The 18,610-nt window shown below is 74.5% G+C and carries 15 protein-coding genes; 5 read left to right on the top strand and 10 right to left on the bottom strand.

The genetic code is table 11. The annotated features are described in order from the left end of the window. Positions 1 to 106: 106 nt before the first annotated feature. Together OG556_RS25305 and OG556_RS25300 are read left to right on the top strand one after the other, a co-directional pair. Positions 107 to 961, top strand: coding sequence for a hypothetical protein (locus OG556_RS25305; protein WP_371519611.1), 855 nt, complete (start codon positions 107 to 109; stop codon positions 959 to 961). Between the two features lie 259 nt (positions 962 to 1,220). Then, positions 1,221 to 1,964 (top strand): hypothetical protein, encoded by a 744-nt coding sequence (locus OG556_RS25300; RefSeq protein ID WP_371519608.1) that lies wholly within the window; start codon positions 1,221 to 1,223, stop codon positions 1,962 to 1,964. Positions 1,965 to 2,124: 160 nt separating this feature from the next. Here OG556_RS25300 and der read toward each other — a convergent pair whose 3' ends face one another. From der to OG556_RS25280, 4 genes are all read right to left on the bottom strand, one after another. After that, positions 2,125 to 3,579 carry a ribosome biogenesis GTPase Der gene (der, locus tag OG556_RS25295; protein ID WP_371519606.1) on the bottom strand — a complete coding sequence of 485 codons (1,455 nt, stop codon included), beginning with the start codon at positions 3,577 to 3,579 and terminating at the stop codon, positions 2,125 to 2,127. A gap of 186 nt (positions 3,580 to 3,765) precedes the next feature. Beyond that, on the bottom strand, positions 3,766 to 4,479 hold the full coding sequence (cmk, locus tag OG556_RS25290) for a (d)CMP kinase (protein ID WP_371519603.1): 714 nt from the start codon (positions 4,477 to 4,479) through the stop codon (positions 3,766 to 3,768). Between the two features lie 166 nt (positions 4,480 to 4,645). Further along, on the bottom strand, positions 4,646 to 5,764 hold the full coding sequence (locus OG556_RS25285) for a DUF4419 domain-containing protein (protein ID WP_371519601.1): 1,119 nt from the start codon (positions 5,762 to 5,764) through the stop codon (positions 4,646 to 4,648). Positions 5,765 to 5,853: 89 nt separating this feature from the next. Next, the gene (locus OG556_RS25280) at positions 5,854 to 6,939 is read right to left on the bottom strand and encodes a prephenate dehydrogenase (RefSeq protein WP_371519598.1); all 1,086 of its coding nucleotides are present in this window, start codon (positions 6,937 to 6,939) and stop codon (positions 5,854 to 5,856) included. Between the two features lie 381 nt (positions 6,940 to 7,320). Here OG556_RS25280 and OG556_RS25275 point away from each other — a divergent pair, with 381 nt between their 5' ends. From OG556_RS25275 to OG556_RS25265, 3 genes are all read left to right on the top strand, one after another. After that, entirely contained in the window at positions 7,321 to 9,738 is a 2,418-nt protein-coding gene (locus OG556_RS25275) for a DUF4139 domain-containing protein (RefSeq protein ID WP_371519595.1), read from the top strand. A gap of 3 nt (positions 9,739 to 9,741) precedes the next feature. After that, complete coding sequence (locus tag OG556_RS25270) at positions 9,742 to 11,289, top strand: mucoidy inhibitor MuiA family protein (protein ID WP_371519592.1); 1,548 nt, start codon at positions 9,742 to 9,744, stop codon at positions 11,287 to 11,289. Positions 11,290 to 11,368: 79 nt separating this feature from the next. After that, positions 11,369 to 11,731, top strand: coding sequence for a DUF952 domain-containing protein (locus tag OG556_RS25265; RefSeq protein ID WP_371519589.1), 363 nt, complete (start codon positions 11,369 to 11,371; stop codon positions 11,729 to 11,731). 46 nt (positions 11,732 to 11,777) lie between these two features. Here the strand turns inward: OG556_RS25265 and OG556_RS25260 are convergent, their stop codons facing one another. From OG556_RS25260 to OG556_RS25235, 6 genes are all read right to left on the bottom strand, one after another. Beyond that, positions 11,778 to 12,761: a helix-turn-helix domain-containing protein gene (locus tag OG556_RS25260; RefSeq protein WP_159398525.1), complete on the bottom strand. Its 984-nt coding sequence runs from the start codon at positions 12,759 to 12,761 to the stop codon at positions 11,778 to 11,780. 315 nt (positions 12,762 to 13,076) lie between these two features. After that, positions 13,077 to 14,468: a pseudouridine synthase gene (locus OG556_RS25255; RefSeq protein WP_371519586.1), complete on the bottom strand. Its 1,392-nt coding sequence runs from the start codon at positions 14,466 to 14,468 to the stop codon at positions 13,077 to 13,079. A gap of 18 nt (positions 14,469 to 14,486) precedes the next feature. Next, complete coding sequence (locus OG556_RS25250) at positions 14,487 to 15,125, bottom strand: SMC-Scp complex subunit ScpB (RefSeq protein ID WP_371522881.1); 639 nt, start codon at positions 15,123 to 15,125, stop codon at positions 14,487 to 14,489. 365 nt (positions 15,126 to 15,490) lie between these two features. Then, positions 15,491 to 16,357, bottom strand: coding sequence for a ScpA family protein (locus OG556_RS25245; RefSeq protein ID WP_371519583.1), 867 nt, complete (start codon positions 16,355 to 16,357; stop codon positions 15,491 to 15,493). Positions 16,358 to 16,528: 171 nt separating this feature from the next. Beyond that, positions 16,529 to 17,116: a hypothetical protein gene (locus tag OG556_RS25240; RefSeq protein ID WP_371519580.1), complete on the bottom strand. Its 588-nt coding sequence runs from the start codon at positions 17,114 to 17,116 to the stop codon at positions 16,529 to 16,531. Continuing rightward, positions 17,113 to 18,180, bottom strand: coding sequence for a ParA family protein (locus OG556_RS25235; RefSeq protein ID WP_030245868.1), 1,068 nt, complete (start codon positions 18,178 to 18,180; stop codon positions 17,113 to 17,115). The genes OG556_RS25240 and OG556_RS25235 overlap by 4 nt, the downstream gene beginning before the upstream one ends. Positions 18,181 to 18,610 lie beyond the last annotated feature (430 nt).

Here is an 18,610-nt window from a genome sequence, read left to right as displayed (position 1 = left end):
AGCCTCGTCGACCACCCGTGACGCCTGACACAAGGGCCCGTTGGTCATGGCGACCTCCCCGTATCCGCCCCCCGACCGCCAACCGCACCCACCAAGAGGAGAACCCGTGCCGCGCATGCTCGACGTCAGCGACGAGGTCCGGTCCGAGATCGGCGACGACGAGGCGGACCGCCTCCTCGGCGGCGACCGCGCACCCGACAGCTACGAATGCACCTCCTGCCGCACCTCCGGCGACACCCACGCGGAGCCCACCAGCACCGTCCTGTTCGTCGGCGAGGAGACCGCCGTACTCGCCTTCGCCCACGCCCGCTGCATCCCGTCCCAGGTGGTACCGGTGGCCGAGGAGCAGCTGGTCGGCGCCGTCCGCAGCATCAGCCAGGCCCAGACCAGCGCCCCGGCCGGCGCCCCGGCCGCGCCCGCGCACCCGCTGGTGCCCATTCCCGCGCCGACCCCGGCGACCGCCCCCACCGCCCAGCCCAGCGCGCCGGGCCAGGCCGCCATCCTCGGCATCACCTGCGGGCTGGTGCTGCACGGCAAGGTCGGGCACGCCTCGCTGGTCGTCGAGCCGACCGGCCCGGTCGGGCGCCCCGGCAGCACCTCGGGCGAGGACGAGTTCCTCGACCTGCTCCAGGACGCCGGCTTCCAGGCCGTCACCGACCTCGACGAGACCCCGGACCAACTGGGCGGCTGGTCGGTCCTGGTGGCGATGGGCAAGCTGCACGCGATCCTGCAGCCCGCCGCCGCCGGCGGCAGCACCGGCTGGTGGCAGGCGCACCAGCCGCTCCAGGTCACCGACGCCTGGCGGATGGCCGCGAGCCAGCTCTCCGAGGTCACCATGTACGCCGTCCCGGCCGGGATGGTGGGCCGTCAGCCGCGCGAGGACCTGCTCCGCCAGGCGCTGGAGCGGGCGGTGGCACTGGGCCAGGTGGTCGCCGCCTCCCTCCCCCTCGCCGGCACCTGATCCCCTCCGTACCCAGCCCCAGCCCCAGCGGCGCGCGCCCGACCCAGCCGCGCCCCCGCCCCGCCCCCGCAGCACCCAGCCTCAGCCCCGCCCCAACCCAGCGGCACCCAGCCCCAGCCGCGCCCCGACCCGCCGGCCCCCGGGCTCCACGCCCGGGCTCCGCACCCGCCGGAAGGCGGCCTCCCCCTCGGCACAAGCCGCCTTCCGGCCGGGCCCCGGCACCCCGCATCCCCCTGCCCCCTCACTCGTTGGCCCCTGTGTGTACAGCTACGACGTCTCCGCGTCCCCCGGCCGGTCCACCACCGCCCCCCGCTCGATCCCCGGCATGCGCCCGTCGTACGACGCGGAGCACCCGCACTCGACGACGCCGATCTACGACGAGCTGTACTCCGAGTACCGGCGGCTGTTCCGCGCGCTCCCGGGCGACCGCTCGGGCGAGGAGGACCTGAAGTTCACCGGCTTCGCGGTCCGCGACGGCTACCCGGTGCTCGGCGAACCGCGTCCGTACCCACCCCAGCACCAGGCCTTCCACAGCTACGGCGGGCAGGCGCCCGGCCTGCCGCAGTACATGCCGAACCAGCAGCACGGCCACTCCGCAGGGCACACCGCCAACCACGGCACCACCGGCCACACCCACCACAACGCCGTCGGCCACACCCATCACGGCGCGATCGGCCACACCGGCCACAACGCCCCTCAGCCTCAGCCGCACCCCCACTCCCACGCCGAGCCCGCCGCCCCGACCAGCGACGGCTTCGGCCAGGCCACCTCAGCGGCCACCACCCCTCAGCACACCCCGCCCCCGCCGCCCCAGTTCACCAACGGCCAGGGCTGGGTGGCCGCCGGCTACCTCGGCCCGCTCCCGCACACGATGCCCGCGCCGCCCCCGGCCCCCGCCCCGGCCATGGGCACCGCCACCGGCGTCGCCACCGCCGCGCCCACCGGCGGTCGCCACCGCCAGATGCTCTCCCTCCCCCCGGGCCGCAACGGCGACCACCACTGAACCGCCCGGCCGCGCACCACCCGCGCTCCACCCGCACGGCGCCCGCACGGCGCCCGCACGACCCCGTACACACGACGAGGGCCCCGCCACCACCGTGACGGGGCCCTCGCCCACACCTGCTGCCGGCACCCACCGACTACTGCCGGTGGATCACGACGTCCTACTTCCGCTTGCGCTTCTCCCGGACCCGCACCGAGATCGAGATCGGCGTCCCGACGAAGCCGAACTCCTCACGCAGCCGGCGCTCGATGAAGCGCCGGTAGCCGGCCTCCAGGAAGCCCGAGGCGAACAGCACGAACCGCGGCGGACGGATGCCCGCCTGGGTGCCGAACAGGACGCGCGGCTGCTTGCCACCGCGGATCGGGTGCGGGTGGGCGGCCACCAGCTCGCCGAGGAAGGCGTTCAGCCGCGCGGTCGGGATGCGGGTCTCCCAGCCCTCCAGCGCGGTCTCGATCGCCGGGACGAGCTTCTCCATGTGCCGACCGGTCTTGGCCGAGACGTTGACCCGGGGGGCCCACTGCACCTGGACGAGGTCGCGCTCGATCTCGCGCTCCAGGTAGAAGCGGCGCTCCTCGTCCATCTGGTCCCACTTGTTGTAGGCGATGACGACGGCGCGCCCGGCCTCGACGGCCATCGAGATGATCCGGGTGTCCTGCTCGGCGAGGGTCTCGCTGGCGTCGACCAGGACGACCGCGACCTCGGCCTTCTCCAGCGCGGCGGAGGTGCGCAGCGAGGCGTAGAAGTCGGCGCCGGCGGTCAGGTGGACGCGACGGCGGATGCCGGCGGTGTCGACGAACTTCCAGGTCTTGCCGGCGAGTTCGATCATCTCGTCGACCGGGTCACGGGTGGTGCCGGCCAGCTCGTTGACGACCACCCGCTCCTCGCCGGCGACCTTGTTCAGCAGGCTGGACTTGCCGACGTTCGGGCGGCCGATCAGCGCGATGCGGCGCGGGCCGCCGGGGGCGGCGTCGCCGAAGGTCTGCGGCGGGGCCTCGGGCAGCGCGTCCATGACGGCGTCGAGCAGGTCGCCCGAGCCACGGCCGTGCAGCGCGGAGACGGGGAACGGCTCGCCCAGGCCCAGCGACCACAGGTAGGCGGCCTCGGCCTCGGTGGACGGGCCGTCGACCTTGTTGGCGCACAGCACGGTCGGCTTGCCGGCCCGGCGGATGAGCTTGATCAGGGCTTCGTCGGTGTCGGTGGCGCCGACGGTGGCGTCGACCACGAACAGCACCGCGTCGGCCTGCTCGATGCCGAGCTCGGCCTGCGCGGCCACCATCGCGTCGATGCCGAGGACGTCGATCTCCCAGCCGCCGGTGTCGACGACCTTGAAGCGGCGGCCGTTCCAGCTGGCCTCGTAGGTGACGCGGTCGCGGGTGACGCCCGGCTTGTCCTCGACGACGGCCTCACGGCGGCCGATGATGCGGTTCACCAGGGTCGACTTGCCGACGTTCGGGCGGCCGACGACGGCCAGCACCGGCAGCGGTACGTGCTCGGCGCCGTCGAAGCCGTCCACGCCGTCGACGTCGAAGCCTTCCTCGGCGGCGATGGCCATGAACTCGGCGTAGTCGGCGGCGTCCAGTTCACCGTGGCCGGTGTCGGAGTGCTCTGCGGTCATGTTCGTCTGTTCCGTTTCCCGGCGCGGCCCTTCCCAGGGGCGCGCCGTGCGTACCTGCCCCGCTCGGGGCAGCGCGATGGTTTTCTCCGCGGCACCTCGGCGGCACCGCAGCTCATTCGGCCGTTCCGGCCGTTCCGGCCATTGTGGCCGTCCGGACCGGTCCGTCCTTCAGACCGGTCAGTCCTTTCAGACCGACGACATCCCGGCCCGCTCCTCCACCAGCGCGGCGATCCGGTCGATCACCTGCTCCAGGGTGAGCTCGCTGGTGTCCACCAGGACGGCGTCCGCGGCCTGGGCCAGCGGGGCCGTCTTCCGGGAGGAGTCGGCGGCGTCCCGGCGGGCGAGGTCGGCGGCCATCGTGGTGATGGTCGCCTCGTCGACGCCCTTGGCGCGCAGCTCGGCCGCCCGGCGCTCGGCCCGGGCCCACTCGGAGGCGGTCAGGAACACCTTGACGGTGGCGTTCGGGAACACCACCGTCCCCATGTCCCGGCCCTCGGCGACGATGCCGCGCTCGGCGACCTCGGCGCAGCCGCGCTGCAGCTCCACCAGCCGGGAGCGCACCGCCGGCACCGCGGAGACGGCGCTGACCTGCGCCGTCACCTCGGGGCCGCGGATCGGTCCGGAGACGTCCCGGCCGTCCACCGTGATGGTGGGACCGTCCGCGTCCGTGCCCGACACGATCACCGGCTTGCCGCACGCGACGGCCACCGCCTCCGGGTCGGCCACGTCGACGTCGTTGGCCAGCATCCACCAGGTCATCGCCCGGTACATGGCGCCGGTGTCCAGGAAGCTCAGGCCCAGCCGGGCCGCCACCGCCCGTGAGACGGTCGACTTGCCCGAACCGGAGGGTCCGTCGATCGCGACGACGACCGGGGCGTGCGCTCGGTCGGCAGTGTCCACGGGGCCGAACCTCTCTCTGGGCGTGAAAGCCGGGGCCTGGGGAGGCAGACGGCAGGGGGTTGTCTCCCTCAAGGTTAATGGACCGCCGCCCTACCGACTCCGCCACCCGATCAGCCCAGCACCAGCCCCCTGCCGACCCCCCTCGGCTTCGGTTGCGGCTCCGGTATCAACGCTGGTCGAAGCCCTGGTCGAGGCCCTGGTCGGGGCCCAGGATCCGCAGGACGGCGTTGCCCAGCCGGGGCCGCAGGTACTCCCCGTCCCACTCGATGCCGAGGATGCCGGCGGTGAAGGCCATCGGGATCTCACGGCCGAGGTGGTCCCAGACGAACGGCACCTTGGAGACGTGCGAGGGGAAGTCGTTCACCGCGAAGGAGTCCCGGTGGTACGGGTTGGCGTCCGCCTCCCGCCAGCCGAAGGACTGGCGCAGCCGGGGCCCGTCGGGGGTCTGGGTGTGCGCGAGGAAGGCGGTGAGCCAGCCGGTCACCCGTGGGCCGCCGGACATCGACCGCCACTTGAAGAGCGAGCGCCAGAACTCGTCGTCGACCGCCCCGCCCGCCGCGGTCGCCGCGATCTCGTCGAGCACCGGGCGCAGTTCGGCGAACCACGGCGCCAGCCAGTCGAAGCGCTCCGCCAGCCCGGCGACCCGCGCCGCCAGCAGCGCCCAGTCCTCGGCCGTGCCCTCCAGCCGGATCCGCGGGATGCCGCAGCGGGTCTCCCAGCGGAAGGCGTAGTAGGGGCTGACCACGTCCATCAGCGCCACCAGCGCGGAGGAGGCGTCGTCGGGCGTCGTCGTCGAGAACGCCGGCCGGAACAGTTCCACCAGCTCGGCCCCGACCGCCGCCGCCAGCGGCTCCCGCACCAGCCGGATCGACCGCGACCAGTCCGGGCCGGGCTCCGTCAGGGCGTCGTCGCGGACCACGATCACTTCCCGGCGCCCCTCGGCACCGCCGAACAGCGCCCGGTACCTCGGCGCGTACATCCGCGCGTGCACGGCCACCTCGTGCACCACCGCGTACCAGAGCACGTCCGGCGACAGGCTGAGCGGCAGGTGCTCCGCGAAGGCGGCGTGGACCGCCCGCACCAGCAGGCTGCAGGTCGGTTCCGGCTCGGCGGACTCCGGGTCCGGCGGCGTCGGCCGGGGCAGTTCGACCAGCGCTTCGACGCTGCGGTGGTGGATCCGGAAGTCCCCGCCCACCACCGCCCGCAGGAACCGTTCGTTCCCCAGGTCCACCGGCCGGCCGTAGGACCCGTGCCGGGTCTCGCCCAGCGGCAACTCGATGATCATCCCTGCTCCCCCTCAACCGAACCGCTCGACCGAACCGCCCAACCGAAGTCCCGGAAGCCGACCGGCCCCGGAAGCCGCCCCCGGCCCGATCAGTCCCGGACGCTCCACCCGCTCGCCCGCAGCGCCACCGTGAGCGGCTTGACCGCCCCGGGCGCCACCGACAGCTGGACGAAGCCCACCTGCTGGCCGGTCGAGTGCTCGATGACGACGTCCTCGATGTTGACGCCGGCCGCGCCGACCTCGCCGAACAGCCGGCCCAGCTCGCCGGGCTGGTCACCGAGCACCACGGCCACCGTCTCGTACCGGGTGGGCGGCGCGCCGTGCTTGCCGGGGATGCGGGCCTGGCCGGTGTTGCCGCGCCGCATGACCGCCTCGATCCCGGCCGCGCCCGCCCGGCGCTCGCCCTCCTCGGAGGCGTCCAGGGCGCGCAGGGCGCTGACGGTCTCCCCGAGGTCGGAGGCGACCTCCTCCAGGATGTCGGCGACCGCGCCGGCGTTGGCGGAGAGGATGTCGACCCACATGCCGGGGTTGGAGGCGGCGATCCTGGTGACGTCCCGGACACCCTGCCCGGAGAGCCTTATGGCGGTCTCGTCGGCGTGCTCCAGCCGGGCGGCGACCAGCGAGGACACCAGCTGCGGGGCGTGCGAGACCAGGGCGACGGCCCGGTCGTGGGCGGCCGCGTCCATCACGATCGGCATCGCACCGCAGAGCGCGACCAGTTCCAGGGCGGCGTTGAGCGTCTCGGTGTCGGTGTCGTCGGTGGGGGTGAGCACCCAGGGGCGGCCCTCGAACAGGTCGGCGCGGGCGGCCAGCGGGCCGGAGCGCTCGCGGCCGGCCATCGGGTGGCTGCCGATGTAGTGGACGGTGTCGCAGCCGAGCGCGGCGACCTCGACGCGCGGGCCGTCCTTGACGCTGGCGACGTCGGTGTACCAGCGGGCCAGGTTGCGGCGCTGGCAGTCGGCGAGCACCTTGCCGACCAGGGCGGGCGGCACGGCGATGATCGCCAGGTCGACCGGGCCGTCGGCCGGCTCGGTGGTGCCGGCGCCGAGCGAGGCGGCGGTCCGGGCGGCGTCCGGGTCGGCGTCCTCCAGATGGACGGTCAGCCCGCGGTCGGCCAGGGCGAGCGCGGCGGAGGTGCCGATCAGTCCGGTACCGACGACGACGGCAGTGCGCATGGCGGGTCGCGCTCCTTCTCGAATTCTCGGGCTTCGCGTTCCGGGCTGCCCGGCCTCGCCGGTTCTCGGTCCGGTCGGCGCCCCGGCACGGGTCGGGAGCACCCGCGCCCCATCCTCTCGCATCCGTCCCACCCACGCCCCCACCGCCCACCCGCTGGGCAACCGCGGCGGCCCCGCCCCCGTCCCACACCATGTGGACGCGCGCCGGGCACGGCGGGCACCACCGGACCGCGAACGCGCCAGGCCACCAGGCCCGCCAACGGGCACACACGCCGCACCCCGCGAAATCCGGCGACGCCCGCACCGAAGCGGGGCAGACTGGCCGCCCGGGCACGGCGCGGGCGACACGCGGAACACGGCACGCGAACGAAGGGGTTGCGCATGGACGATCAGCACAGCGGCGACGATCAGCAGAACGGCGAGGCCCGACACGTCGGCGAGGCCGGGCCCCCGGAACCCCCCGCCGTGCCCGCCCACCCGTCCGTCCTGGACTCCGTCGTGGTCTACGCCGAGGGCGCGGTGTGCCGCCGCCGGGCCAGCGTCCCGCTCCCGGCCGACGGCCGGCTCCGGCTGACCGGCCTGCCCTCCTCCCTGGACGGCCGCTCGCTGCGCGCCCGGGTGCTCGACGGCCCGAGCGGGACGGCGGTCACCGAGGCCAGGCTGGAGCTGCTCGCCGAGTTCCACGAGCCGACCGAACTCCCCCGGCTCCGACGCGAGTTGGACGATGCCATGGAGCGCCAGGGCGCACTCACCGAGCGCCGCCGACTGGTCCTGACCGCGATCGCCGAGACCTCCGCCCTGCGCGCCGTACCGCCGCAGCGGCGGCCCGAGGAACCGCTGCGGCGGACGCCCGCCGACGCCTGGCTGGAGCTGGCCGACTTCGTCGACGAGCGCCTGACCCGGCTCCAGCAGCGCGCCGAGGAGCTCACCAAGGAAGTCGAACTGGCTGACCACGAGCGCGAGTTGGCCGCAGACCGGCTGGACCGCGCATCCACCGCCGGACCCGCCCACCCGGTCGGGACCGCCGCCACCGTCCTGCTCACCCTCACCACCGCACCGGCCTCCGTACTCACCGCACGGCCCGCCCCGGAACCCGCCGCAGGACCCACCGCGGAATCCGCCCGGGAGGCCGTCGTCCCAGCCCCCGGGCAGCCCCCCGCCCGGCTCGACATCGAGCTGGAGTACGGCGTCCCCGCCGCCCGCTGGGTGCCCGCCTACCGCCTCTCCTACCGCCACGGCGCCGACACCGGCCGACTCGTCCTGCGCGCCTCCGTCGCCCAGCAGACCGGCGAGGACTGGACCGGCGTCCGGCTCGCCCTCTCCACCGCCGACCTCGACCGCCGCACCGACCTGCCCCGGCTCCGCTCGCTGCGGATCGGCCGCAGCCAGCCCGCCCCGCCGCCGTCCGGCTGGCGCGAGCCCCCGGCCGGCCTGGCCGACCTCTTCACCGGCTACGACGACGCCGGAGCCGGAGCCCGCCCGGCCCCGTGCCACAAGGCCCCACTCGCCGTCTCGGCCCCCGGCCCGTACGGATCCGCCGCCCGGCTCAACCGCCTCGGTGGCGCCCGGCCCGCCGGTGCGCGGCCCGCAGACGCCGACCTGGTGGCCGACGCCGCCCGGCTGGCCGCCCCCGCCGGGCGCGGCGGCACCCTGGACATCGACGAGCCCGTTCCGTCGCCCCCGCCCGCCCCAAGCGGCTTCGCCGGATACGGCGGTGCGCCCGCCGCCGCCCCGATGCCCCAAGCCCCCCTGCCGCAAGCCTCGATGTACCAGGCCGCGCCGCCCCAGGCCTCGATGCCCCAGACTCCCGCGCCGCCGCCCGCCCCCGTGGCACCGGGCGGCCCGCCCCCGCCGGACCTGTACCCGCTCGCCCGCCGCTCCCGCCGAAGCGGCGGCGGCACCGAGGCCCCCGCCACCGGCTTCGCCCCGGACGCCTCCCTGCTCGACTACCCCGGCCTCGTCCTGGCCGGCCCCGACGCACCCGCCGCCCACCGCGGCACCCTGCGCCCCCAAGCCGAGCAAGCCGAGCAGACCGACCGGGCCGCCCGGGCCGCCCGGGCCGACCACTACGGACCGGCGGCGGCGCCCGAGGGCGACACCGGCGGCGAGCGGGTCCGCCAGCTGGCACTCCCCCGGCACGCCGTCCCGCCCCGCGAGTCGGCGGGCTCCTTCGACCACCGCTTCGACTCCGCCGCCCCCGCCGACATCCCGTCCGACGGCACCTGGCACACCGTCACGATCGACGAGATCCCGGTGTCCGTCCGCCCGGAGTACGTCACCGTCCCCGCCGTCGAAGAGAAGGTGTACGCCACCCTGGTGCTCGCCAACCGGACCGACCGCGCCGTGCTGGCCGGCCCGGTCGAGGTCACCGTCGACGACGAGTTCCTGCTCACCGCCGCCCTGCCCACCCTCGCCCCGGGCGGTCTGCGGAGCCTGGGCATCGGGGTCACCGAGAGCATCGAGGTGGCGCGCCGCACCGAGCTGCACGAGTCCACCGCGGGCATGCTGAGCAGCAGCACCGTGCTCGACCACCGGGTGCACGTCCAGCTCGCGAACCGGCTCGGCCGCACCGTCACCGTGGAGGTCCGCGAGCGCGTGCCGGTCACCTCCGACGCCGAGATCCGGATCGAGGAGCGGGCCGACTGGCAGGCCCCGGCGGTCTCCACACCGGACTGCCCGCCCAGCACCCGGCTCTGGCGGGTCGAGCTGCCGCCCGGCGGCCGCACCGAGCTGGACGGCGGCTACCAGATCAAGATCCCGGCCGGAAAGGCCATCGTCGGTGGAAACCGGAGGAACTGAACGATGACCGGAACGACCATCCCCCTCCCCGTCACCGCCGTCACCTGCCTGGAGGACCGCAGCCAGGTCGAACGCACCACCACCGTCGACCTCGCCGCGGGCGTCCAGCGGCTGCGCCTGGGCCCGCTCACCGCGCTCGCCGTCGACCGCACCCTGCGCGCCGAGACCACCGCCCCCGGCACCCGCGTGCTGGACGCCCGGATCGTCCGCGACTGGATCCCGCGCGCCCCGCTGCCGCCCGGCCCGGAGGACTCCCGGCTGCGCCACCGGCTGCACGAGCTGGAGACGGCGAGCCGCCTCGCCGACCAGACCCGCGCCCGTCTGGAGGCCCGACTGGCACTGCTCGCCCAGCTCTCCGCCGACCTGCTGCGCGAGATCGGCGAGGGCGCCGGGGTCGGCGAGCTCGAACGCACCCGCTGGGCCCGCGAACTGGACCGGGTGGACGCCGAACGCGAGCGCCACGGCGAGGAGCTGCGGACGGCCCACTCCCGGCTGCGCCGCCTGGACCAGGAGCGCTCGCAGGCCCTGATCGCCCTCGACCAGGCCGAGGAGGAACCGGCCGAACTGGTCGCCCACCTGGAGCTCACCGTCGAGGCGGCCCAGGCCGGCCCGAACGGGCTGGCCGTCACCCACCTGGTGCCGTGCGCCCTCTGGCGCCCCTCGTACCGGGCCACCCTGGACGGCGGGAGCCTGCGGCTGGAGTCGGAGGCGGTGGTCTGGCAGCGCACCGGCGAGGACTGGACCGGCGTCCGGCTCACCTTCTCCACCGCCCGCTCGGCCCTCGCCACCGACCCGCCCGCCGTCGCCGAGGACGTCCTGATGCTGCGCGAGCGCACCGCGGAGGAGCGCCGCACGGTCGAGGTGGAGCTGCGCGAGGAGGCGATCAGCGCACTCGGCCCGGCCGCCGGGGTCCCGGGGGTGGACGACGGCGGGGAGGTCCGGGTGCTGCCCGCGCCCGCCCCGGCCACCGTGCCCTCCGACGGCCGGGCGCACCGGGTGCCGCTCGGCGCCTTCACCGGGCAGGCGAGCAGCGAGTACGCGTGCGCGCCGGAGCTGTCCCCGCTGGTGACCCAGGTGGTCCGGTTCCGCAACGCGGCCGGGCACCCGCTGCTGGCGGGTCCGGTCGAACTGGTCCGCGGCAGCGGCTTCACCGGCCGGGGCGAGCTGGGCTTCACCGCCGCCGGGGCCGACGCCGAGCTGGCGTTCGGCAGTTCGGACGGCTACCGGGTGGTCCGCGAGGCCGAGGAACGCCAGGCCACCGCCGGGCTCACCGGCCGCCAGACGACCACCCGGACGGTGCGGCTGCACCTCTCCCGCTTCTCCGGCCCGGAGGAGCGGGACGAGCAGGTCGTCGCGGTCCGCGAGCGGGTGCCGGTCTCCGAGGTGTCGGCGGTGGAGGTGCGGCTGCGCAAGGAGGAGTGCTCCCCGTCGCCGGACGACTTCGACGCCGAGGGCATCCTCCGCTGGGACGTCCCGCTCGGGCCCGGCGCCCGTCGGACGGTCACGCTGGTCTACGAGGTGTCCGCCACCGCCAAGGTCGCCGGGCTCTGAGCAGCCCGGCCTCCGCCGCCGTCCGGACACCGGTCCCCTCGTGACGACCGCTCAGGACCAAACCGGGTAGAACAGGAACATGATCCTCCACCTCGCACCCCTGGACGACTGGCTGTCCGACCCCGGTCGGCCGTACACCACCGCGTCGCTGCTCACCGACGGGTTCATCCACTGCTCGGCGGACGAACAGACGGCACTCGCGGTGGCCAACGCCTTCTTCGCCGACACTCCCGACCCGCTGATGGCACTGCTGATCGAGGAGTCACAGGTGGAACCGATGGTCAAGTGGGAGGCCCCGCACGGCGCACCGCCGCCCGGGGCCACCCCCGGCCTGCTGTTCCCGCACGTCTACGGACGGCTCAACCGCTCCGCCGTCAAGGGCCTGCTGAAGCTCGAACGCGGCCCGGACGGCCGCTGGGCCGCCCTCACCCCCTGGAGCTGACGCCCGCCCCCGACGGCCGCCCTGCCCGCTGCACAGCCGGCTCCTGTCACAACCAGCCCCGCTCCCGGGCCGCCATACCGGCTTGGAAGCGGGTGGTGGCGCCCAGCGAGCGCATCAGGCTCTGCAGCCGGCGCTGGGTGGTGCGGGCGCTCCAGCCGAGCGACCGGGCGATCGACTCGTCGGTGAGGCCGGCCGCCAGCAGGCCCAGCAGCTTGCGGTGGTCGGCCTCCGGCTCCAGCGTCGCGTCCCCGGTGCCGATCGCGGCCTGCAACTGGACGGCGCGCTCCCACTCCGCCTCGAACAGCGTGTCCAGCGCCTGGAGCAGCGCGGAGGGGTGGATGACGTACGCGGCGTCGAGGACGCTGTCGCCCACGCTGATCGGGATGATCGCCATCCGGTCGTCCGAAATGATCATCTTCATCGGCAGCGACGGCCGGACCCGGGCCTCCTCGCCGTCCGCGACCCCGGCCAGGATGTTCCGCTCCAGCCGGCCCGGCCAGGCCACCGCGTCCCGGTCGTAGACGGTCCGCAGCCGCAGGCCCTCCCGCAACCGCCGCCGCTGCAACGGGATCGGGGTCACCGGATCCTGGATGTACGGCGGGCGGTCGAAGCCGCGGACCTGGTACTGGCTGGTCTCGGTGATGTGCTCCAGCCGCTGCGCGATCGCCTCGCCACCGGTCAGCACCTCCACCGAGTGCGCCGGATCGGTGTACCGCGAGGCCTCCCGGAAGGCGTCCATCAGGCGGTGCATCTCGGCCCGGGCGTGCCGCAGTTCGGACTCGCGGTGGCCGATCAGGGTGCCGATCGCGACGTCGGGGGCGACCGGCAGGTAGCGCTGCCGGTCCACCGGCGCCCGGGTCGCCATGCCCTGCTGCGCCAGGCGGTCCAGGGCGCGCACGCTCTGCTGGAGCGTCAGGCCGCAGCCCTCGGCCAGTTCCTCCGCGGTGGACTGCGGATTGGCCACCAGCGCCGCGTAGACCTGTCCGTCCGGCTCGGCCAGTCCCAGTGCGCTGAGTGGTGCATCCGACACGACGCCGTCTCCCCCGTTCGCCCCCCACCGGCGCCGGCCCTGGCGCAGTCCCGCCACTGGGCGGGTGGTGGTCCGGTGGCAATCCTCTGCCACGGATCACGGCGCTGACAAGGCCGTGACCAGGGGTTGCGGCCCGCCTCGCACCCCGACCGCCCCCACCGAACGACCGAGGGCCTCCCCGCCTTTCGACGGGGAGGCCCTCAACAGAAGCCCGAATATACCGACCGGTCTACCGACTCCGGCAGAAATATATCGACCGGTCTACATAGCCCGACCGGAATATACCGACCGGTCTATAGAAATATACCGACCGGTCTACAGACCGACCTCGCGCATCAGCTGACCGACCTCGGGGTTGGTCAGACGGCGCAGCCAGCCCGACTTCTGGTCGCCCAGCGCGATCGGACCGAAGTGCGTGCGCACCAGCTTCTCGACCGGGAAGCCGGCCTCGGCCAGCATCCGGCGGACGATGTGCTTGCGACCCTCGTGCAGGGTCACCTCGACCAGGTAGTTCTTGCCGACGTTGGAGATCACCTTGAAGCTGTCGGCGCGCGCGAAGCCGTCCTCCAGCTCGATGCCCTGCGCCAGCTGCTTGCCCAGGTCACGCGGGATCGGGCCCTGGATCGCGGCCAGGTAGGTCTTGGTCACGCCGTACCGGGGGTGGGTGAGACGGTGGGCCAGCTCGCCGTGGTTGGTGAGCAGGATGATGCCCTCGGTCTCGGTGTCCAGACGGCCGACGTGGAACAGCCGGGTCTCCCGGTTGGTCACGTAGTCGCCGAGGCACTGGCGCCCGTCCGGGTCCTCCATGGTGGAGACCACGCCGGCCGGCTTGTTGAGCGCGAAGAACAGGTACGACTGGGTGGCGACGGTCAGGCCGTCCACCTTGATCTCGTCGTTCTGCGGGTCGACCCGCTTGCCCTGCTCGGTCACGAGCTTGCCGTTGACCTCGACCCGGCCCTGCTCGATCAGCTCCTCGCAGGCGCGGCGGCTGCCGATGCCCGCCCGGGCCAGCACCTTCTGCAGGCGCTCGCCCTCGGGCTCGCCGAAGGTCTTGGGCAGCTTGACGGCCGGCTTGTCGTGCCGGGCGAGGACGGCGTCCTCGATCTTGGCCTGCAGCTCGCGCGAGCGCTGCGGCTGGCGGCGCGGGTCGCCCGGGGCGCCCTGGCCCTCACGGCGCGGGCGCGGGGCCGGGCTGGGGCGCCGACCGGAGTAGCCGCCGCGGGCCGGGGTGGCGTTGGGGCCGCCGCCGTACTCGGGGCGGTCGTAGCGCCGCTCCTCGGGCCGCAGCGGGCGGTCCGGGTACCGGTTGTCGTCGCGCCGGTCGTCCCGGCGGCTGTCCCGCCCGTACGAGCCGGAGCCGCCGCGCGAACCGGCACCGCTGCCGCCGCCGTACGAGCCACCACGCGAGCCCGAACCGGACCCGCCACCGTACGAACCCCCGCGCGAGCCGGAGCCCGAGCCGGATCCACCGCCGTACGAGCCGCCGCGCGAACCGGCACCGCTGCCGCCGCCGTACGAGCCGCCGCGCGAGCCCGAACCGGACCCACCGCCGTACGAACCCCCGCGCGAGCCGGAGCCCGAGCCCGAGCCGCTGCGGCCGCTGCCGCTGCCGCTGCCGCCGTAGGAGCCGCCGCCCCGGCCCCCGCCCTGTCCGCTGCGACCGCTGCCGCCGCCGCTGCCGTTCCTGCCGTTGCCACTGCTACGCATCAAAGTGTCCGTACGTCGTTACCGTCTGGGATGTGCGGTCGTTTCGGCCGACCTCACCGCCCCCTGCCGATCAGGCGCAGCCCGACCGGCCTCGCCACTGCCGTCCGCGGCCTCCACGGCAGCGGCGGCGACCGCCTCCGCGATCATCGTGCCCTCCAGGGACTCCGCTTCCACGTCGTCGACCTCGGGCAGGAAGGGAGCGAGCTCCGGCAGCTCGTCCAGGCCGCGGAGCCCCATCCGTTCCAGGAAGTAGTTCGTCGTCCGATACAGGATCGCACCTGTTTCGGGCTCGGATCCGGCCTCTTCCACCAGTCCTCGCTGTACCAGGGTACGCATCACGCCGTCACAGTTCACACCGCGGACGGCGGAAACCCTCGATCTGGACACCGGCTGCCGGTAGGCGACGACCGCCAGGGTCTCCAATGCGGCCTGTGTGAGCCGGGCCTGCTGGCCGTCCAGCAGGAAGCGGTCGACGGCCGGAGCACAGGTGTCCCGGCTGTAGAACCGCCACCCGCCGGCGACCAGCCGCAGGTCGAATCCGCGGCCGTGGGCGGTGTATTCGGCGGCCAGTTCGCGCAGCGCCGCGGCCACCTGCGCCCGGGGCCGCTCCAGCACGCCGGCCAGCCGTTCCTCCCCGGCAGGCTCGTCGACGACCATCAGGATCGCCTCCAGCTCGGCCTTCAACCCGGCCCCGGCCGCTTCCTCGCCCCCGGCCGGATCAGCGACGCCGACCACATCGGTGACACCGGAAGTCGACGGGGCCGACTTCTGGTGCACGACCCGGGCCTCGCCCTCCGCCGACACACCCACGGCCGCCGCCACCGGCCCCGCCGCCGGCCCGGCCGGCCCCGCCGACACCACCGACCCGGCCGCCACCGGGTCCATCACGGGCCCCGCCACCGGCTCCGGCAGCAGCTCGAAGGCCGGCTCCAGCCACTCCCCGGCCCGCGGCCGCCCCGGCAGCCCGAGCGGGCGCCGCACCGGCCGCCCGCCGACCCCGCTCCCGCTCCCGCTCCCACCACTCATCGACTCTCCTCCCGCTCCCGCTCACCCACCGGCCGGTCGAACTCGTCCGTCACCTCGACCGCGCCCCGGTCCGCCTCCGCCACCCAGCGCACCAGCAGTTCGCCCAGCGCCTCCGGCTGCTCGAAGGCCAGCACCCGCTCCCGGTACAGCTCCAGCAGCGCCAGGAAGCGGGCGACGACCACCAGCTCGTCCGGCGCGTCCTCGACCAGCCGCTGGAACGACGCCTCGCCGAGCTCGGTGAGCAGCCCGACCACCAGCCCGGCCTGCTCGCGCACACTGACCGGCGGGCTGTGGATGTGGTCGACGTACACGACGGGCTTCGGCTTGGGTTCCATGGCCCTGGCCGCCAGCTGCGCGAGTCGCTCCGGGCCGACGGTGATGACCACCTCGGGCAGCAGCCCGGCGTGCCGGGGCTCCAGCCCGACGGTGCGCGGGCGTCGGGTCAGCTCGGCGGCCCAGCGCTCGCCGAAGAGGGCCGCCGCCCGCTTGTACGCCCGGTACTGCAGCAACCGGGCGAACAGCAGGTCGCGGGCCTCCAGCAGCGCCAGGTCCTCCTCGTCCTCGACGTCGGCGACGGGCAGCAGCCGGGCGGCCTTGAGGTCGAGCAGGGTCGCGGCGACGACCAGGAACTCGGTCGCCGCGTCCAGGTCCCAGTCCGGGCCCATCGCCCGGATGTGTGCCATGAACTCGTCGGTGACGGTGGCCAGCGCCACTTCGGTGACGTCGAGCTTGTGCTTGGCGATCAGGCCGAGCAGCAGGTCGAAGGGGCCTTCGAAGTTGTCCAGCCGCACCCGGAAGCCGCCCCGCGGCTGTTCCTCGGTCGCGTTCACGGCGGTGGTGGGTGGTTCGGCGGTGCTCGGCATGACGGTCCATCTTCACCCGGCCCGGCCGCCCGCCCCGCCCCCGGGGCCGTCGACACGCCGTCGACACCGCACTGCGCCGACACGCCGCACCAGGGATGCCACCCCGGGACCGTCGCACCGGAGGCACCGCACCAGCGGCACCAGAGGCACCACCGACGTCCAGGAAGGGGCCTAGCGGCCGCGCAACCGCCGGACCAGGATGGAGGCCTCGCCGCGCTGCTCCAGGTCCGCCAGGACGACCGCGATGGCCTCCCGGACGATCCGCCCGCGGTCCACGGCCAGGCCGTGCTCACCGCGCAGCACCAGCCGGGCGTGCTCCAGGTCCATGAGCTCCTCGGCGGACACGTACACGGTGATCTTCTCGTCGTGCCGCTCGCGCCCGCTGGGGCGGCGCGGCGCGCGGCCTCGCGGCCGGGCTCGCCCGGTGCCGCCGGCCTGCTCCTCGGCGGCGCCGGGGTGCTGGCGGCCGGCCGGCACGGTGCCCTGGGGCCCGGCGGACGAGGCGGAGCGCTGGGCGGGCGGCTGGGTGCCCGCCGGTGCGCCGGCGGCCGGCTGCTGGTCCTGGGACGGCTGCCGCCCGGCCTCGCCGCTGCGCTGGGTGTCCTGAGCGTCCTCGGCGCCTTCGGCGCCGTCCGTGCCGTGGACGGTCCGCGCGGTCTCCGCTCTGGCTGCCTCGGCGGCCGGACGCGGCGCGAGGGACGGCGACAGCGCCATCCCGCCGGTGGTCCGGAACAGCTCGTCGGCCCCCGGGAGACTCACTCGGCGGGGCGGCACCGGTCGAGCACCTCCCTGGCGAGCTGGCGGTAGGCGGCGGCACCGACCGAGTTGGTCGCGTACGTGGTGATGGGCTCGCCGGCGACGGTGGTCTCCGGGAAGCGCACGGTCCGCCCGATGACGGTGTGGAAGACGTGCTCGCCGAACGCCTCGACGACGCGCGCCAGCACCTCGCGGCTGTGCACGGTGCGCGAGTCGTACATGGTCGCGAGGATGCCGTCCAGGCGCAGCTCGGGGTTGAGCCGCTCGCACACCTTCTCGATGGTCTCGGTCAGCAGCGCGACGCCGCGCAGCGCGAAGAACTCGCACTCCAGCGGGACGATGACGCTGTGAGCGGCGGTCAGCGCATTGACCGTCAGCAGGCCCAGCGAGGGCTGGCAGTCGATGATGACGTAGTCGTAGTCGGGCAGCAGCGGCTTCAGCGCGCGGGCCAGCGCGGACTCCCGGGCCACCTCGCTGACCAGCTGCACCTCGGCGGCGGAGAGGTCGATGTTGGACGGCAGCAGGTCCATGCCCGGCACGGCCGTCTTGAGCAGCACTTCATCGGCCGTCAGGCCCCGCTCCATGAGCAGGTTGTAGACGGTGACGTCGAGCTCCATCGGGTTGACGCCGAGGCCGACCGAGAGCGCGCCCTGCGGGTCGAAGTCGACGAGCAGCACCCGGCGGCCGTACTCGGCCAGCGCGGCGCCCAGGTTGATGGTCGACGTGGTCTTGCCGACGCCGCCCTTCTGGTTGCACATGGCGATGATCTGCGCGGGGCCGTGCTCGGCGACCGGGGCGGGGATCGGGAAGTACGGCAGCGGGCGGCCGGTCGGGCCGACCCGCTCGCGGCGCTGGCGCGCGGCGTCGGGGGCCAGCGTGGCGGCGTACTCCGGGTCCGGCTCGTACTCGGCGTCCGGGTCGTCGTAGGCGCCGTAGGCGAACTCGCCGTAGGCCAGGCCGTAGGCCGCCAAGTCGGCGTCGTGATCGGTCACCGTGGTCACCTGCGCTGTGTTCTGGCGTGCTTCGAAGGTACGGAGTGCGACCGAGCCGACCTCGGCCGAGCCCACGGAGGGCTGCCGGGCCCCGGGCTCCTCACTCGGCTGGCCGGCGGTGCGCTCCGCCAGTCCTGGCTGACCACCCCCGGGAGCAAATGTCGACTCATTCACAAGTCGTCTTACCTCCTTGGGCATCCAGGACTCTATGTCGATTCGTCAGCGTGGCAGCATGCCGACGGTTTGCGACTCTAGGCCGTTCAAGGCGTTCGCAGCAACACAATCCACGGTAGTGGGCCGGATGTGTCGACTATCGGGCGGGCCGATGTCAAGGGATGAGTAGGCCGTTGACCCTAACGTTTCTGCGGTGGGGTGACACGACCGACAGAAATTGACGACAGAGCGACCCGCCCGCTCCACCATCCGTTCACGGGCATGGCGAAGCCCCCGGCCCGAGGGGATCGGGTCGGGGGCGAACGACCGCCGGGCGGTCCACCGGATCACC

The organism is Kitasatospora sp. NBC_01300, from assembly GCF_041435235.1.
GTDB lineage: Bacteria > Actinomycetota > Actinomycetes > Streptomycetales > Streptomycetaceae > Kitasatospora.
This window is presented reverse-complemented; position numbering and strand designations above follow the sequence as displayed.

Bases quoted from the DNA above. Each gene is read 5' to 3' on its own strand.
- der (WP_371519606.1), bottom strand. From the start codon at position 3,579: ATGACCGCAGAGCACTCCGACACCGGCCACGGTGAACTGGACGCCGCC.
- OG556_RS25285 (WP_371519601.1), bottom strand. From the start codon at position 5,764: ATGATCATCGAGTTGCCGCTGGGCGAGACCCGGCACGGGTCCTACGGC.
- OG556_RS25280 (WP_371519598.1), bottom strand. From the start codon at position 6,939: ATGCGCACTGCCGTCGTCGTCGGTACCGGACTGATCGGCACCTCCGCC.
- OG556_RS25275 (WP_371519595.1), top strand. From the start codon at position 7,321: ATGGACGATCAGCACAGCGGCGACGATCAGCAGAACGGCGAGGCCCGA.
- OG556_RS25270 (WP_371519592.1), top strand. From the start codon at position 9,742: ATGACCGGAACGACCATCCCCCTCCCCGTCACCGCCGTCACCTGCCTG.
- OG556_RS25265 (WP_371519589.1), top strand. From the start codon at position 11,369: ATGATCCTCCACCTCGCACCCCTGGACGACTGGCTGTCCGACCCCGGT.
- OG556_RS25255 (WP_371519586.1), bottom strand. From the start codon at position 14,468: ATGCGTAGCAGTGGCAACGGCAGGAACGGCAGCGGCGGCGGCAGCGGT.
- OG556_RS25250 (WP_371522881.1), bottom strand. From the start codon at position 15,125: ATGGTCGTCGACGAGCCTGCCGGGGAGGAACGGCTGGCCGGCGTGCTG.
- OG556_RS25245 (WP_371519583.1), bottom strand. From the start codon at position 16,357: ATGCCGAGCACCGCCGAACCACCCACCACCGCCGTGAACGCGACCGAG.